Genomic DNA, 16226 nt, shown 5'->3' with positions numbered 1-16226 from the left:
GGGGGGGGGGGGCGGGGGGGGCCCGGGGGGGGGGGGGGGGCTGCGGGGGGGGGGGGGGGGGGGGTGCGGGCGCGGGGGGGGGGGGGGGGGGGGGGGGGGGGGCGGGGGGGGGGGCGGGGTTACCCCACGACCGGGGGCCCCCTCCCCCTCCCCCTCCCCCTCCCCTGCCCCCATCCCCGCCCCCGTCGATCATGGCCGCCGGCCGTTGCGTTGGCTGCCGCTGGCACCGGCCACCGTCCTGCTGTTGCTCTTCCTCGGTGGCCCGATCCTGTACTGCATCGTCATCGCCTTCACCGATATGCAGCTCACCGGCTCCGCTTCGACGCACTTCGTCGGCTTCGACAACTTCCAACACGCCTTCCAGGACCGGCACTTCCGCAACGCCGTGGTGCTCACCCTGGTCTTCACCGTGCTGTCCTCAATCGTCGGCCAGAACACGCTCGGTCTCGGCCTCGCCCTGTTGGTGCAGCGCGCCTCACGCCCGGTCCGCACCCTGACCGGGGCCGTGGTCATCGCGGCCTGGGTGGTCCCGGAGATCGTCGCCGGCTTCCTCCTCTACGCCTTCTTCCGCGACGAGGGCACCTTGAACGCCATCCTTGACGGGGTCCATCTGCCCGCTCAGGACTGGCTCTACAGTGCGCCGATCATCGCCGTATCGCTCGCCAACGTCTGGCGCGGCACCGCGTTCTCGATGCTCATCTACTCGGCCGCCCTCTCCGACGTGCCCCGGGAGGTCACCGAGGCGGCCGAGGTGGACGGGGCGGGCGGCTGGCGCCGGCTGTGGCACGTCACCCTGCCGATGATCCGCCGCTCCATCGGTACCAATCTGATGCTCAACACCCTCCAAACGCTCTCCGTCTTCGGCCTGATCTGGGCCATGACCCGCGGTGGCCCCGGCAACCGCAGCCAGACGCTCCCGGTGTTCATGTACGACCAGGCCCTGCTCAAGGCGCTGATCGGCTACGGCACGGCGGTCGCCCTGCTGTTGCTGGTCATCGGCGGCCTGTTCGCCACCGTCTATCTACGGCTGCTCCGTACGGAGGTGTGAACCCCATGCCCACACCCAACCTGCCCCCGGGCCCCACACCCGAGCCCGAACCGGAGCCGAAAGCCGGGCCCCCACCCGCAGCCGCACCCACGTCCAAGCCCGGCCCTCCGTCCAAACCCGGTCCTCCGCCCGCGCCCACGTCCAAGCCCAGTCCTGCACCCGCACCCACGTCCGGCCCCGAGCCGGTCACCCAGCCTGCTCCCGCCTCCAGGCCCGCACCCGCGTCCGGACCCTCGCCCTCATCCGAGCCCCCACCCGAGCCCCAGCCCGCCGCCACGGCCACGGCTGCACCCACCACCGCCGCCCAAGGCCCGACGCTCCCCGGTGACCGCCGCCGGCGGCCGGCCCCGCAGACCCCGGCCACCCATCAGGTCCGGGCAGCCCGCCGCAGCCCCGCCGCTCGCCGCCGGCTGCGGCGGCGCTGTGGTGCCGATCTGGCCCTGCTCGCCCTCACCGCGCTGTTCCTACTGCCCCTGGTCTGGCTCGTGCTCGCCGCCTTCGACTCCCGTGCGGGGCTCCGCATCTCCGCACCGTCCCCCGCGACCTGGGAGAACTTCGACGCGGTGTGGAACGAGGAGATCACCTTCCGGCCGATACTCAACAGCCTGCTGCTCTGTGGCGGCGGCACCCTGCTGACGGTGGTGTGCGCGACGCTCGCCGCCTATCCACTCTCCCGCTACCGCTCCCGACTGGTCCGCCCGTACCTGCTGACCGTGCTGTTCACCACCTGCCTGCCGCTGACCGCGGTGATGGTGCCGGTGTACGCGCTGTACGTACGGGTGGAGCTGATCGACAGCATCCTCGGCACCGCGCTCTTCCTCGCCGCCACTCAACTCCCGTTCGCCATCTGGCTGATGAAGAACTTCATGGACGGCGTTCCGATCGCCCTCGAAGAGGCCGCCTGGACGGACGGCGCCTCCCGGCTCCGGTCGCTGGTGTCCGTCGTGCTGCCGCTGATGGGACCTGGCCTGACGGTGGTGACGGTCTACAGCTTCATCATGATGTGGGGAAACTTCTTCGTCCCCTTCATGCTCCTCCTCACCCCTGACCAACTCCCCGCCTCGGTCACCCTGTTCACCTTCTTCGGCAGCCGCAATTCGGTGGTCTACGGCCAACTGGCGGCGTTCTCGCTGCTCTACACCACGCCCGTGCTCCTCCTGTACCTCCTGGTCGCCCGCCGGCTCGGCGGTGGGTTCGCCCTCGGCGGCGCGGTGAAGGGCTGACGCACCGCACCACCGCCCTGCCCTGCCCCACCTCGCCTTGTCCTGCCCTGACCTGTCGTCCCCGTCTGCCCCATTCGCCGCGCCCAGCCGCCCAACTGCGCCGATCAGGGGGCGGTGGGGCGAGGACGACCGACTCGGCACGCGTCCGTCCTCGCCCCCTCGCCGCGCGGGCACCGGTGGGTGTCGGGGGGAGCACCACACCACCGGACGGCCAGCCCGCGCCGGCATCGGCTCAGCGTCAGCGTCAGCGTCAGCGTCAGCGTCAGCGTCAGCGTCAGCGTCAGCGTCAGCCGATGATGGCCTCCATCTCCTGTTGGATGATGTCCATGAAGGGCGTCTCGTCGTGGTTGCCGAGGACGACGCCGATCCAGCCGGTGTACGGGTAGATGTTCCAACTGGCGACGCTGCCGGGGTTGACGCCGGCACGGCCGTTCACCCACTGCCCCTTGGTGAGGCTGATCGGCATCATGTAGGACGCGAACGCCGCATCAGCGGGGACGGCTCCGCGGGCCAGGCCGCCGCCCTGCGGGGCGAGCGGGATCTTGGGCCCCATGAAGATCTCGGCGTAGGGCCGGTCCAACAGGGTGCCGTCGGTCAGCCCCTGAGCGAACCGGATCAGGTCAGGCGCGGTGGCGAAGCCGCCGTCCCCAGGGGGATCTATGAAGCTGCGGCCCGGGTTCTTGCCCAGCTGATGCGGGTCGGGGCTGCCCTTGTCCAGGTTGCGGACGGCGTCCACCCGGCTGCCGTCGGCCTGCCGCATGTACGAGTGCGCGATGTGCGGATCGGTCAGCCACTGCGGCCTAGTGAAGAACCCGGTGCCCTGCATGCCGCACCGCCGGAAGACGTTCTCCTCCACGTAGTCCCAGTAGGACATGCCGGTCACGGCCTCCACGATCAGCGCGGGTATGGCGACCTCGGCCCCCGCGTGGTCGGTGGGTGTACCGGGTGGAGCCGCCTGCTTCGACTCCCTGGCCCATCGCGCGTAGAAGTCGTGCACCTCTTCCCTGCTCTGGTAGACGCGTTGCAGGTCCTCGTCCGGGGTGCTCAGCCCTGAGGTGCCGGTGAGCAGGTGGTGGATGGTGACGTGGTCAGCGGTCTCCTTGGCGAAGCCGGTGAGGTGGGTGCCCACCGTGTCGGAGAGCTGGAGCTTGCCCCGCTGGGCGAGTTGCAGGATGGCCACCGCGCCGAACGGCTTGCCCGCCGACGAGAGGTTGAAGGCGACACCCTCGTGGTTGCGGATGCCCTTCTCCTGGTCGGCCAGGCCATAGCTGCGGGACAGCACCGTACGGCCCCGGTGCGCGAGCATCACCACACCGGAGAACCTGTTCTCCGCGGCCAGCTTCGCCACGAACTTGTCGTACGCCCCGCCGGGTCGGGTGGCCGGCGGGATCTCCACGGTGTCGGTCTTGCGCTGCGCGGCACGGCTTGGCGTGGCCCCCGCGAACTGTGCGCCACCCGCCGCCACACCAGCCGCCGTCAACCCGCTCCAGCCGAGCAACCGCCGGCGGTCGACCCCACGTACGGAATCGGAGCCCATGAGCACGTTCCTTTCTTGGTCCGCGGGCCGATCGATGGCACGCGGTGGTCCGTGACTCCACTGAAGACGACGGGCGGTTGCGTGGGCGTATGCGTTTTTCCATACGTCGGCGATATGCGGCGCAGCCGCCACGGCCACGGCGCGCGCAACCCCCTCCCCCAGGACCCCGCCCCGCGGCACCCCACAAGCCTGCGCGGCCCGCGCGGCGCGCACAGCCCCGCCCCCGGCCCGCACCCCGAGCCCTGAGCAGCCCCAAACCCCGCCGCGGGCAAGCCCATTGACGCGTACGCCACCCCCCGTACGCCCGTCGCCAGCCTCCTCCGTCCCTCGTCAGGCCCGGCGCGTCCCCGTCAGACCCCATCTGCCTCTCGAAAGAACCCGGCCCGTCCCCCGTCAGACCCGACGGCCCGTCCCCACCAGGTCCCCGTCCGCCCGTCGACGGACCCCCCACCCATCCCTCACCAGGCCCCTCAGGCCCCTCGCTCCCCCTCAGCAACGGGCGCACCGCGGCGTCGGGCCCTCGCTCCGAGGTTCAGCGTCGGGGCCGTCCACCTCCGCACCCGCCCCCGCCACACCCACCATCGGTCCCGTACTGCCGTGCCGGCCCCGTGCGGGTGGGCGGTCGCGGTACTGGATGCGGAACGCGGGGTGGCCGGGCGACTGTTCGTCGAGCGGCACGATGCCGTACCGCTCGACGCACTCCGCGCACGACCACACGGTGCCGCCGGGGCCCGAGTTGGCCTCGATCACCGCGACGGCGATGGCCTGTTCGGTGGGGCCCCGATGGGTGTTGCACCAACTCGATCGAACGCTCATGGCTCTCCTTGCCTGCGATGCCTCTGCAAGGAGGACGCAAAAGCGGGCCTTCGGGTGACAGCAGACGGCCCATCACATCAACTCGTATCGACGAGTCGAGTCGGCGGCGGGTCAACTCGGCGTGCGAGGAGGCATACCGGGTCGCGCTCTGAGCCACTCGCCCCGGAACACATCGGCCAGTTCCCCGTCCCGCGAACCCCGCTCCCCCCTTCCCTCCTCGCCCCTGCTTCTGCCCCTGGCCCTGGCCCCGGCCCCGGCCCCGGCCCCGAAGGCTGGCAGTTGCTCGGCTGGTGCGGGTTGACGGCGGCTGGCGGGGCGGGGGATGGCGCACGGAACACGCCGTGGCCGTGGCGGCTGCGCTGCATATCGCCAACGTATGGAAAAACGGATACGCCCGTGCAACCGCCCGTCGTCTTCAGTGGAGTCACGGACCACCGCGTGCCATCGATCGGCCCGCGGACCAAGAAAGGAACGTGCTCATGGGCTCCGATTCCGTACGTGGGGTCGACCGCCGCCGTCCCGTGTCCGGACCGGCCCCGGTCCGGCCTGGACACTCGTATACCCCCGCCCCGCTACGGCACCGCCGGTGCCGCGCAGCCATGCGCGGCGGCGGACCGGCGGGCGAACTCGGCGAGCGCCCGCCGCTGGTACGCCACGTCCGCACGGGGCTCGTCCTTGCGCCCCTCGCTCGCGCTGTCCTCCGTCAGAGCATCGACGATGTACAGCGCCGCCGGTCGGTCCGCGCCACAGCGGGCACTCGCGTACCAGAAGTGCAGTTGGGGCACGTCCACCTGGCCTGCGGGCCGTTCTTCGAGGTCGGAGTGGGCGGACCCGCCGTGGGACTGCCCCGCCACGACGAAGCGCAGGTCCTGCGCGTACGGCCCGTACAGGGCGCGCAGTCGGTAGCTGCCGGCCGCCCCGGACTCGCCCACCACGCACGTCTCGTACGGGGCCGTGCCGCGGGCGCTCTCCCAGGCGTGCCTGACCTCGATGCCGGGCTGCTTCCCGGCGGGGGTGCCCGGCGTTGGTGGCAGTCCGGCACAGGTGCCGTCGGCGTCGCGCAGTGGCACGTACTCGCGCTCGTCCACCGGCAGCGGCACCGTCACCGGGTCGGTGCCCAGCGGCGCATCGCAGTTCAGGTGCCGGGCCGCCTTCTTGGCCGTCGCGGTGGCCACGCGCGCGAAGGCCGCACGGTGGCGCGGGTCGTCCAAGGTGCTGTCCTCCTGCTGCACCTTGGCCGTCACCAGCAGGTCACTCGTACTGTTGGCGCAGGTCAGGAGGACCGCCGTGGTCGCCTCCGGGCCGTCGGCGTAGTTGCGGTCGATGGCGAAGTGGCCCGACCAGCCGTGCCCGAGCGGCGCCGGGGCGAGGCCGCGCGGCACGATCGGCCCGGTGCGGTCGTAGCCGGGGTCGGTGCGCAGCCGTACCGGGGCCTCACGGACGCCGATCGTCACGGACGCCTCCACCGTCGGCTTGCCCGCGTGGTACTCCAGGTCCCGCTTGACCGTGCAGGTCAGCAACAGTGGTTCGCGCACCGCGCGGTCGTCGCTGCCGCGCTCCCCGACGCCCTGGCCGGCGCCCCTGTCCTCACCTGCGAAGGAACCCTTGCGGACGGTGCCGCGCTCGCCCTCCTCCAGCGGCCCGTCGCCGAGGATGGCCCGCGCCTCGCGCTTGGCGAGCACCCCGTCGCAGGCGCCGGCGAGCAGCTTGTCCCGCTGGTGGCGGTCGTAGCCACCGCCGAACCAGTAGTAGCCGCCGCCGATGAGTGCGAGGACCAGCAGCAGCGCACCACCGGTCAGCGCCCGCCGCCGCCACCGCTCACGCACGGCCCGGCGCGCCCGCTCCGTTTCTCTCGCGGCACGCTCGGGCTGCTCGGGCTGGTCGGGCTGGTCGGGCTGGCTCACTTGCTCAGACCGTCCCTCCGGTCCTGGTTGGCTCACCTGCTCAGACCGCCCCTCCTGTCCACCAGCCCGACTCTGCCGATCCGGCTGCCTCGGCCACCCCGCGGGCGCCGCCTGGCCCTGTGGACCTGGCTGTCCTCCCTGCCCGTCCTGCCCTACTCGGCCCACCCGTTCAGACCGGCCCTGCCCCTCAAGCCGGCCCTCCTGTCCGGCCTCATCCGACCGCCCCGGACCGCCAGGCTGCCCCGGACGGCCGGACCGCCCCCACCCCGTACCCGTCACTTCGCCATCACCACCCCGGTCGGCATCGAAAGCCGCGGTGCGGCGCAGTGCTTCTGGCGGGCGGTGACCCAGTTCGCGGCACGCACCGCGGTACGGGCCGGGGCCAACCGCTCGGCAGGGGTGAGGTCGCTCGGGAAGCCGGCCCGCACCGGAAGCTCCACGCTGATGCGCAGGTCACGCGAGGGGCGGACGCGGCCGGTGAGGTCGCCGCGGCAGCGGACGTGTAGCCAGGCCGTGAGGTTCGCGCGGCCCAACCCCGAGTCATACGTCAGCGTGCCGCTGATACCTGGTGGGGTGCGCCAGGTGCCCACCTCGTCGTCCAGGTCCGGCGGGCCGAGCCGGTCCTCTTCGCCGGGCAGCGCGGCCACGGCGTGCACCCGTACCAGTGCGTCCGGTTCCCACCCCGTGTGGCTCGCGCCCCACATCAGCGTGCAGTCGTAGAGCGAGCGGCTGGGGCCGCCGTCGGCCAGGGTGCCGAACTCGGCCAGTTCTCCGGCGGAGTCGGCCGGGAGGTAGGGGCGCAGTTCGGACACTGGCAGCAGGCCCCGGCAGGCTTGTTCCAACTGTGTCTGATTGTCGGCGAGTTGGGCAGCGCGCCGCTCGTGCCGTAGGGCGAGGTAGCCGGCGATCCCGGCCGCGAGCAACGTCCCCACGAGCACGTACCGCAGCCACACCCTGGCCCACAGCCCCCGCATTCCGCCCCCGTCGCGCGCATGGGCCGCCGGCCCGCACACCGCCCGAGTGTGCTGACGTGTACCAGTCAGCCATGGCGGGTCAGGGTAAACACACCGTGATCATCTCCCGCAAGCCTCCGCCCCACAGACCACCCCGCGCGACGAACCCACAGGCCAGCACCGCAGCACCAACCCTCCAGACAGATAAGGGAGTTGACAGATGCCGAAGTGGCGCAACGAGGCCCCATAGGCGCACCGTATGCAAGGTTGGGATTGTTACGGATGTGGTCCGGTGGCCCACAGTGAGTGGCGACCGGGGGCCCGGGACGGCTGGGCGGCCCGTCCGCATCCGGTCGGCACGGGTCCCCCCTCTTTCCCCCCATCGCCCTTGGAGGACACCCCGCTATGAGATTCCGCACCGTAGCGCGCATCGCGCTCGCTCCTGCCATGATCGCCGCGGCCGTGCTGTCCACGCAGAGCGCACAGGCCGCCGACCGCGCCCCCGAGCCCAAGCCGACCGCGCCCAGCACCAAGATCGTCGGTGGCGGGCCGGCCACCGAGGACTACTCGTTCATGGGCTCCATGCAGGTCCGCGGCCGACACGGCTGTGGCGCCTCGCTGATCAAGAGCACCTGGATGGTCACCGCCGCGCACTGCGTGGCCGGCCAGTCGCCGCAGAACTTCCAGATACGCATCGGCTCGCGGGACAACACCACCGGCGGCACCGTGGCCTCGGTCGCCCAGATCATCCGCCACCCGCGGTACCAGAACGGCCCGTACGACATCGCCCTGCTGCGGCTGACCCGCGCGGTCCCCAACCAGCCGGTCGACATCGCCGCCACCTCCCCGGCCGAAGGCACGTACACCCGGCTCCTCGGCTGGGGCCAGACGTGCGGCTCGCCCGGCTGCGGCGGGACCCCGCGCGGCCTGAAGGAACTGGACACGCGCATCAACCCGGACCGCATGTGCAGCACGTCGTACAACAGCTCCGTGGAACTGTGCGTGTACGGCAGCCGGTCCGGCACCGCGTGTTACGGCGACTCGGGCGGCCCGGCGCTGCTCAAGGAGGGTGGCACGTGGCGCCTCGCCGGCGCGACCAGCCGGGCCGGTGCGAACAGCCAGATCTGCGGCACCGGTGACGCCACGGTCTACACCGACGTGACCGCGCACCAGCAGTGGATCAACACCCAGATCGGCGGCGCCCGCACCAGCTAGCGCCGGCCGCTCACCACGACCGGCCCCCGCGCCCGGCCCCGGACCGCATCCCGGACGCCGCGCCGCGGGGGCCACTCGCCCCGGGAACGCCCCTAGCCAGCCGGCCAGTTGGGGCTCGGCGCCGCACCGGGGCGAGCGCGGGCCCCGGTAGCCAGTCGGGGATGCCGGGCCCGCAGCAGGCCGGGCGGCGCGGCGGGGTCGCACTCGCCCGGCCTGCACGGAGCGGGCGCCCGGGGCACGGGCGGCGGGCCGACCCGCCGGGGAGCGGCCCGCGAGAGACTTCCCGTACGGAACGGGCCCGCGCGCGACTCCCCGCGCGGAGCCGCCTGTACGCAACCTCCCGCACGGAGCCGCCTGTACGTGACCTCCCGCGCGGAGTCGCCGCGCAACGAGGCTTGCCGTACGGGTTCGGCCACGCGCGGCTCCCCACGCGAACTGGCCCCGCGCGCGGCTGCCCGTAGGAAACCGACCCGCACTCCGCACTCCGCACTCCGCACGAAACTCTCCGTACGAACCGGCCCGGGTGGCCACCGCGCACGACGCGGGCAGCGGGCGACCGGCGACGAACAGCAGCGAGCAGCCAGCGCGGTTAGCCCGACCAGCAGCCAACGACCGATGCGGCCCGCAGCGAACGACCAGCAATCAGCGCCCAGCGCGACCAGCAGTCAGCGACAAAAGGGCCAGCAGCCCGCGGCCCGCAGCTCGCAGCTCGCAGCTCGCGATGAGCCGTTAGAAGACCGACTCCGCCTCGTCCATTCGGTTCGCCGGTACCCGCTTGAGTTCGGTGACCGCCTCGGCCAGCGGCACCAGTTCCACGGCGGTGCCGCGCAGCGCGGTCATCATGCCGAAGTCGCCGCGGTGCGCCGCCTCCACCGCGTGCCAGCCGAAGCGCGTGGCCAGCACCCGGTCGTACGCGGTGGGCGTGCCGCCGCGCTGGACGTGGCCGAGGATGACCGGGCGGGCCTCCTTGCCCAACCGGTTCTCCAACTCGGCGGCGAGCCGGTTGCCGATGCCGGCGAACCGCTCGTGGCCGTACTGGTCGATGGCGCCCTTCTGGTAGTCCATCGAGCCCTCCGCGGGGTGCGCGCCCTCGGCGACGCAGATCACCGCGAACTTCTTGCCCCGCGCGAACCGCTCCTCGACCATCTTCACCAGGTCGGCCACGTCGAACGGCCGCTCCGGCAGGCAGATGCCGTGCGCGCCACCGGCCATGCCGGACTCCAGCGCGATCCAGCCGGCGTGCCGCCCCATGACCTCGACGACCATGACCCGCTGGTGTGACTCGGCGGTCGTCTTCAGCCGGTCGATCGCCTCGGTCGCCACGCCCACGGCGGTGTCGAAGCCGAAGGTGCGGTCGGTGGCCGAGATGTCGTTGTCGATCGTCTTCGGCACGCCGACGACCGGCATGCCGGCGTCCGAGAGCATCCGGGCCGCGGTCAGCGTGCCCTCGCCGCCGATCGGGATGAGCACGTCGATGCCGTACGAGCGGGCCAGTTCCTCGCAGTTCTCGGCGGCCTCACGCAGCCGGTCCCGCTCCAGCCTGGCCGAGCCGAGGATGGTCCCGCCGCGGGCCAGGATGCCGCTGACGGCATCGAGGTCGAGGGGGCGGAACCGGCCGTCGAGAAGACCCTTGAAACCGTCCTCGAAGCCGATGACCTCGTCGTCGTGGCCGGCAACGGCGCGGTGCACGACCGACCGGATCACGGCGTTGAGACCGGGGCAGTCGCCTCCGGCGGTGAGCACTCCGATGCGCATCCTGGTCTTTCTCCTGCTCCTGGGGTTCCCCGTGGGCCGTGGGCCGGGGGAGGTACATATGAGCTCGTCCGATTGTTTCACGGGCCCGCAGCCGCCGCGCACCCCACGGGTCATGCGCCGTACCCATACGCCCGGGTACTGTCAAGAGGGAATGCCCAACGGGACGGGTGATTCTTCGTTCGATTCTGGACGGGGAGCCCGGCCGGGAACGGGGAAGACGTACGCCGGCGGCGCCCCGGCCGCCGGGCAGACACCGCGCTCCGGCACGCCGGCCCGGCGCACGGAGCCTGTCCACGCGCCGGGCCCGACCTGCCCGACGGGCCGGCACGGCGGACGGCCACCCCGCCACCCCGGCCGCCCCGCCCCGCCGACCCACGCCGCGGACGGCGGAACTCCGCCGCGCCCCGACGAGTCAGACATCAGGCAGCCACTCACTTCTCACACACCACCCGACACCCACCCGCCCGGCACTCACCCCACACCCAGGCACCCACCCGACACACACCCGCACCACACCCAGACACCCGACAGGCACCCACCCCACACCCAGACACCCGCACGACCCGCACCACCCACCCAGCGCACCCCCCCACTCCGGAGCAAGCCACCCAGCACCCACCCCACTCCACCCCACCCCACAGAAACACCCCACAGAAACACCCCACAGGCCACAAGCCGAAAGCACCACAGCAAGCAGCGGCGCCAGCCGCACCGCCGGACGAGCAGCCCCGTACCCAGCCGTACGGACCACCCACCCGCCCGGCGGCCGACAGACGGCCAAGAGCCGATGCAGCCCAAGGATCGGAGAGCACGCGTGACGCGCAGCGTGTATGTGACCGGGATCGACCGCGGGGACGGCCGCCAGGTCGTCGAGCTGGGGGTCATGGAACTCCTGACCCGCCACGTGGACCGGGTGGGCGTCTTCCGCCCGCTGGTGCACGACGGGCCCGACCGCCTCTTCGAGCTGCTGCGCGCCCGCTACCGGCTCACCCAGCCGGCCGAGACCGTCTACGGCATCGGCTACGACGAGGCCGCCGCCCTCCAGGCCGAGCGCGGCACCGACGAGCTGGTGTCCGAGCTGGTCACCCGGTTCCACGCGGTGGCCAGGGAGTACGAGTACGTGCTCGTACTCGGCAGCGACTACGCCGCCACCAGCCTCCCCGACGAGCTGCATCTGAACGCGCGGCTTGCCAACGAGTTCGGCGCGGCCGTGATAGCCGTGGTCGGCGGGCAGAACCAGACCGCCGAATCGGTGCGCTCCGAGGCCCGCAACGCCCACATCGCCTACCAGGCGCACGGCTGTGACGTGGTCGCCCTGGTCGTCAACCGGGTCGCCCCGGCCGACCGCGAGGAGATCGCCGGGCCGCTGGCCGAGCAGGTGCCGGTGCCCTGCTACACGCTGCCCGAGGACGGCTCGCTCTCGGCGCCCAGCGTGCGCCAGGTGGTGCACACGCTCGGCGCCGAGGTGCTGCTCGGCGACGCCGCCGGGCTCGCCCGCGACGTGCGCGACTTCGTCTTCGGCGGCGCCATGCTGCCCACCTTCCTGCCCGCGCTGACCGAGGGCGCCCTGGTCGTCACGCCGGGCGACCGCGCCGACCTGATCATCGGCTCGCTGGCCGCGCACAGCGCCGGCGCCCCGCCCATCGCCGGCGTCCTGCTCACCCTGGACGCCCGCCCGGGACCCGACATCCTGGCCCTCGCCTCCCGGCTGGCGCCCGGCACGCCGGTGGTCTCGGTGCCCGGCGGCAGCTTCCCGACCGCGGCCGAACTGTTCGCGCTCGAAGGCAAGCTGAGCGCCGCCGCGCCGCGCAAGGCCGAGACCGCTCTCGGCCTCTTCGAGCGGCACGTGGACACCGCCGAGCTGACCGAGCGGATCTCGGTGGCCCGCTCAAGCCGGGTCACGCCGATGATGTTCGAGCACGAACTGCTGGAGCGCTCGCGCGCCAACCGGCGCCGCGTCGTCCTCCCCGAGGGCACCGAGGAGCGCGTGCTGCGCGCCGCCGACGTGCTGCTCCGCCGCGACGTGTGCGACCTGACGCTGCTCGGCAACGAGGACGCGGTCCGCAAGCGCGCCACGGAGCTGGGCATCGACCTGTCCGGCGCCCAGGTCACCGACCCGCACACCTCGCCGCTGCGCGACCGGTTCGCCGAGTTGTACGCACAGCTCCGGGCGCACAAGGGCGTCTCGTACGAGCTGGCCTACGACGTCGTCGCCGACGTCTCCTACTTCGGCACCCTGATGGTCCAGGAGGGCCTGGCGGACGGGATGGTCTCCGGCGCGGTGCACTCCACCGCGGCCACCATCAGGCCCGCCTTCGAGGTGATCAAGACGGCGCCGGGGGCGCAGATCGTCTCGTCCGTGTTCTTCATGTGCCTGGCCGACCGGGTGCTGGTGTACGGGGACTGCGCGGTCAACCCCGACCCGAACGCCGAGCAGCTCGCGGACATCGCCATCCAGTCCGCGGCGACGGCGGCCAAGTTCGGCGTGGAGCCCAAGATCGCGATGCTCTCGTACTCGACCGGCACCTCCGGCTCGGGCGCCGACGTGGACAAGGTCCGCAAGGCCACCGAGCTGGTCCGCGAGCGGCGGCCCGACCTGCTCGTGGAGGGGCCGATCCAGTACGACGCGGCGGTGGACGCGGCCGTGGCCGCCACCAAGCTGCCCGACTCGCAGGTGGCCGGGCAGGCCACCGTGTTGATCTTCCCCGACCTCAACACCGGCAACAACACGTACAAGGCCGTCCAGCGCTCGGCCGGTGCCGTCGCCGTCGGCCCGGTCCTCCAGGGGCTGCGCAAGCCGGTCAACGACCTCTCGCGCGGCGCTCTCGTCCAGGACATCGTCAACACCGTCGCCATCACCGCCATCCAGGCCCAGGCACAGCCCGCCCAGGGCGCCCCCGCAGCCCCCGCCGTCCCCGCAGAGAAAGCACCGACCGCGTGAACCACTCCCCCGACCGCACCCGGGTGCTGGTCCTCAACTCCGGCTCGTCATCGGTGAAGTACCAACTCCTCGACATGGCCGACGGCAGCCGGCTGGCCTCCGGCATCGTGGAGCGCATCGGCGAGGGCCAGGTGCCCGACCACACGGCCGCCCTCGACCAGGTCGCCCGGCAGCTCACGGCGCAGGGCCTCGGTCTCGACTCGCCCGCGCTGGCCGCCGTCGGCCACCGGGTGGTGCACGGCGGCACCCGGTTCACCGCGCCGACGCTGATCACCGATGAGGTGCTCGCCGAGGTGGAGAAGCTGGTGCCGCTGGCCCCGCTGCACAATCCGGCCAACGTCACCGGCATCAAGGTGGCCCGCAGGCTCCGCCCCGACCTGCCGCAGGTCGCCGTCTTCGACACCGCCTTCCACGCCACGATGCCGGAATCCGCCGCCCGGTACGCCATCGACGTGGACACCGCCGACCGGTACGGGGTGCGCCGCTACGGCTTCCACGGGACCTCGCACTCCTACGTCGCGCGGGCCACGGCCACACTCCTCGGCAAGGACGTCTCCGACCTCAACACGATCGTGCTGCACCTGGGCAACGGGGCCAGCGCTTCGGCCGTGGCCGGCGGCGTGTGCGTGGACACCTCGATGGGGCTCACCCCGCTGGAGGGCCTGGTCATGGGCACCCGCTCGGGCGACCTGGACCCGGCGGCCATCTTCCACCTGGCCCGGGTCGGCGGAATGTCCATCGACGAGATCGACGCCCTGCTCAACAAGCACAGCGGGCTGATCGGGCTGTGCGGCGACAACGACATGCGCGAGATCGGCCGCCGGATGGGCGAGGGCGACGCGGAGGCGCAGCTCGCCTTCGACATCTACGTACACCGGCTGCGCAAGTACGTGGGCGCGTACACCGCGGTGCTCGGCCGGCTGGACGCCGTCGCCTTCACCGCCGGCGTCGGCGAGAACTCGGCCGCGGTGCGCGAGGCCACCCTGCGCGGCCTGGGCGCACTCGGCATCGAGGTGGACGCCGTACGCAACGCGCTGCGCGGCACCAGCGGCCGGCTGATCTCCACCGCGACCAGCCCGGTGGCGGTGGCGGTGATACCGACCGACGAGGAGTTGGAGATCGCCACCCAGACGTACGAGCTGGTCACTGCCTGACCGGCGGGCACGCCCGGCCGGGCCGTCGAATCGGTCTAGACCAGCCCTATAAATTCCGCGCTGAAACAAACGGATAGGATCTGCCCCATGCGCCGTTCCAAAATCGTCTGCACCCTGGGTCCCGCCGTCGACTCCTTCGATCAGCTCAAGGCGCTGATCGAGTCGGGCATGAACGTGGCCCGTTTCAACATGAGCCACGGGTCCCACTCGGAGCACGAGGAGCGGTACCACCGTCTCCGCAAGGCGTCCGCGGAGACCGGCCGGGCGGTGGGCGTGCTCGCCGACCTCCAGGGCCCCAAGATCCGGCTGGAGACCTTCGCCGACGGCCCGGTCGAGCTGGTGCGCGGTGACGAGTTCACCATCACCACCGAGGACGTCGCGGGCGACCGGACCATCTGCGGCACCACCTACAAGGGCCTGCCCGGCGACGTCTCCAAGGGCGAGTCCATCCTGATCAACGACGGCAACGTCGCGCTCCAGGTGATCGACGTGGACGGCCCGCGCGTGCGGTCCATCGTCATCGAGGGCGGCGTGATCTCCGACCACAAGGGCATCAACCTGCCCGGCGTGGCCGTCAACGTGCCCGCGCTGTCCGCGAAGGACATCGACGACCTGAAGTTCGCGCTGGAGCTCGGCTGCGACCTGGTCGCGCTCTCCTTCGTCCGGGACGCCGCCGACGTACGCGACGTGCACCGGGTGATGGACGAGGTCGGCCGGCGCGTCCCGGTGATCGCCAAGGTGGAGAAGCCGCAGGCGGTGGCCAACATGGAGGAGGTCGTCGCGGCCTTCGACGGCGTCATGGTGGCCCGCGGCGACCTGGCCGTTGAGTACCCGCTGGAGAAGGTGCCGATGGTGCAGAAGCGGCTCATCGAGATGTGCCGCCGCAACGCCAAGCCGGTGATCGTGGCGACCCAGATGATGGAGTCGATGATCACCAACTCGCGGCCGACCCGCGCCGAGGCGTCCGACGTCGCCAACGCGATCCTGGACGGCGCGGACGCGGTCATGCTCTCCGCCGAGTCCTCGGTAGGCGCCTACCCGCTGGAGACCGTCAAGACGATGTCGCGCATCGTCACCGCCGCCGAGCAGGAACTGCTCTCCCGCGGCCTCCAGCCGCTGGTGCCCGGCAAGAAGCCGCGCACCCAGGGCGGTGCGGTGGCCCGCGCCGCCGCCGAGATCGCCGACTTCCTGGACGCCAAGTCGCTGGTCGCCTTCACCAAGTCCGGCGACACCGCCCGCCGCCTCTCCCGCTACCGGGCCCAGCAGCCCATCCTGGCCTTCACCACGGACACCCTCACCCGCAACGTGCTCACGCTGAGCTGGGGCGTGGAGACCTTCGTGGTGCCGCACGTGGACAACACCGACGCCATGGTGGAACTGGTCGACGCCGAACTCCTCAAGCTCGGCCGCTACAACACCGGCGACACCATGATCATCACGGCCGGCTCGCCCCCCGGCGTCCCCGGCACGACCAACATGGTCCGGGTCCACCACCTGGGCGCCTGACGCACACCACGCGGGCACCCGACGCCCCGCCCGCGCCCCCGCCCCCCCCCCCGCCCCCCACCCCGCCCCCCCCCCCCCCCCCCCCCCCCCCCCGGGCGGGGCGGGCCCCCCCCCCCCCCCCGCCCCCCCCCCCGCCCCGCGTCTCTGGCCCCCTCGCGCGCGCCCCCCCCCCCC

At 72.4% G+C, this 16226-nt stretch carries 11 protein-coding genes; 6 read left to right on the top strand and 5 right to left on the bottom strand.

Features of this window, described 5'->3' with window-relative positions:
- Positions 1–172 precede the first annotated feature (172 nt).
- Positions 173–1048 carry a carbohydrate ABC transporter permease gene (locus AAHZ94_RS12300; RefSeq protein ID WP_349992873.1) on the top strand — a complete coding sequence of 292 codons (876 nt, stop codon included), beginning with the start codon at positions 173–175 and terminating at the stop codon, positions 1046–1048.
- 410 nt (positions 1049–1458) lie between these two features.
- On the top strand, positions 1459–2271 hold the full coding sequence (locus AAHZ94_RS12295) for a carbohydrate ABC transporter permease (protein WP_349992872.1): 813 nt from the start codon (positions 1459–1461) through the stop codon (positions 2269–2271).
- A 286-nt stretch (positions 2272–2557) separates the two neighbouring features.
- Here AAHZ94_RS12295 and AAHZ94_RS12290 read toward each other — a convergent pair whose 3' ends face one another.
- The 4 genes from AAHZ94_RS12290 to AAHZ94_RS12275 form a co-directional block, all read right to left on the bottom strand.
- Positions 2558–3808 carry a serine hydrolase domain-containing protein gene (locus AAHZ94_RS12290; RefSeq protein WP_349992871.1) on the bottom strand — a complete coding sequence of 417 codons (1251 nt, stop codon included), beginning with the start codon at positions 3806–3808 and terminating at the stop codon, positions 2558–2560.
- 489 nt (positions 3809–4297) lie between these two features.
- The gene (locus AAHZ94_RS12285) at positions 4298–4624 is read right to left on the bottom strand and encodes a hypothetical protein (protein WP_349992870.1); all 327 of its coding nucleotides are present in this window, start codon (positions 4622–4624) and stop codon (positions 4298–4300) included.
- Positions 4625–5196: 572 nt separating this feature from the next.
- Entirely contained in the window at positions 5197–6528 is a 1332-nt protein-coding gene (locus AAHZ94_RS12280) for a hypothetical protein (protein ID WP_349992869.1), read from the bottom strand.
- A 275-nt stretch (positions 6529–6803) separates the two neighbouring features.
- Positions 6804–7502 (bottom strand): hypothetical protein, encoded by a 699-nt coding sequence (locus AAHZ94_RS12275; protein WP_349992868.1) that lies wholly within the window; start codon positions 7500–7502, stop codon positions 6804–6806.
- Positions 7503–7886: 384 nt separating this feature from the next.
- On the opposite strand from AAHZ94_RS12275, the gene AAHZ94_RS12270 reads away from it, so the two are divergent.
- Entirely contained in the window at positions 7887–8696 is an 810-nt protein-coding gene (locus AAHZ94_RS12270) for a S1 family peptidase (RefSeq protein ID WP_349992867.1), read from the top strand.
- A gap of 729 nt (positions 8697–9425) precedes the next feature.
- On the opposite strand, the gene AAHZ94_RS12265 is transcribed toward AAHZ94_RS12270, so the two are convergent.
- Positions 9426–10451 carry an ATP-dependent 6-phosphofructokinase gene (locus AAHZ94_RS12265; protein ID WP_349992866.1) on the bottom strand — a complete coding sequence of 342 codons (1026 nt, stop codon included), beginning with the start codon at positions 10449–10451 and terminating at the stop codon, positions 9426–9428.
- Between the two features lie 814 nt (positions 10452–11265).
- Between AAHZ94_RS12265 and pta the strand changes: the two genes are divergently transcribed.
- From pta to pyk, 3 genes are all read left to right on the top strand, one after another.
- Positions 11266–13392, top strand: a complete 2127-nt coding sequence (gene pta / locus AAHZ94_RS12260; protein WP_349992865.1) for a phosphate acetyltransferase — start codon at positions 11266–11268, stop codon at positions 13390–13392.
- Positions 13389–14546, top strand: a complete 1158-nt coding sequence (locus AAHZ94_RS12255) for an acetate kinase (protein ID WP_349992864.1) — start codon at positions 13389–13391, stop codon at positions 14544–14546. Before pta ends, AAHZ94_RS12255 begins: the two co-directional genes overlap by 4 nt.
- Before the next feature lie 87 nt (positions 14547–14633).
- On the top strand, positions 14634–16052 hold the full coding sequence (gene pyk, locus AAHZ94_RS12250) for a pyruvate kinase (RefSeq protein ID WP_349992863.1): 1419 nt from the start codon (positions 14634–14636) through the stop codon (positions 16050–16052).
- Positions 16053–16226: the final 174 nt, after the last annotated feature.

This window comes from Streptomyces sp. HSW2009, from assembly GCF_040240285.1.
Taxonomy (GTDB): domain Bacteria; phylum Actinomycetota; class Actinomycetes; order Streptomycetales; family Streptomycetaceae; genus Streptomyces.
The sequence above is the reverse complement of the archived record's forward strand: the minus strand, read 5'-3'. Positions and strand labels throughout refer to the sequence as shown.

Coding starts and splice junctions, on each gene's coding strand:
- AAHZ94_RS12290 (WP_349992871.1), bottom strand. CDS start 3,808: ATGGGCTCCGATTCCGTACGTGGGGTCGACCGCCGGCGGTTGCTCGGC.
- AAHZ94_RS12285 (WP_349992870.1), bottom strand. CDS start 4,624: ATGAGCGTTCGATCGAGTTGGTGCAACACCCATCGGGGCCCCACCGAA.
- AAHZ94_RS12275 (WP_349992868.1), bottom strand. CDS start 7,502: ATGCGGGGGCTGTGGGCCAGGGTGTGGCTGCGGTACGTGCTCGTGGGG.
- AAHZ94_RS12270 (WP_349992867.1), top strand. CDS start 7,887: ATGAGATTCCGCACCGTAGCGCGCATCGCGCTCGCTCCTGCCATGATC.
- AAHZ94_RS12265 (WP_349992866.1), bottom strand. CDS start 10,451: ATGCGCATCGGAGTGCTCACCGCCGGAGGCGACTGCCCCGGTCTCAAC.
- pyk (WP_349992863.1), top strand. CDS start 14,634: ATGCGCCGTTCCAAAATCGTCTGCACCCTGGGTCCCGCCGTCGACTCC.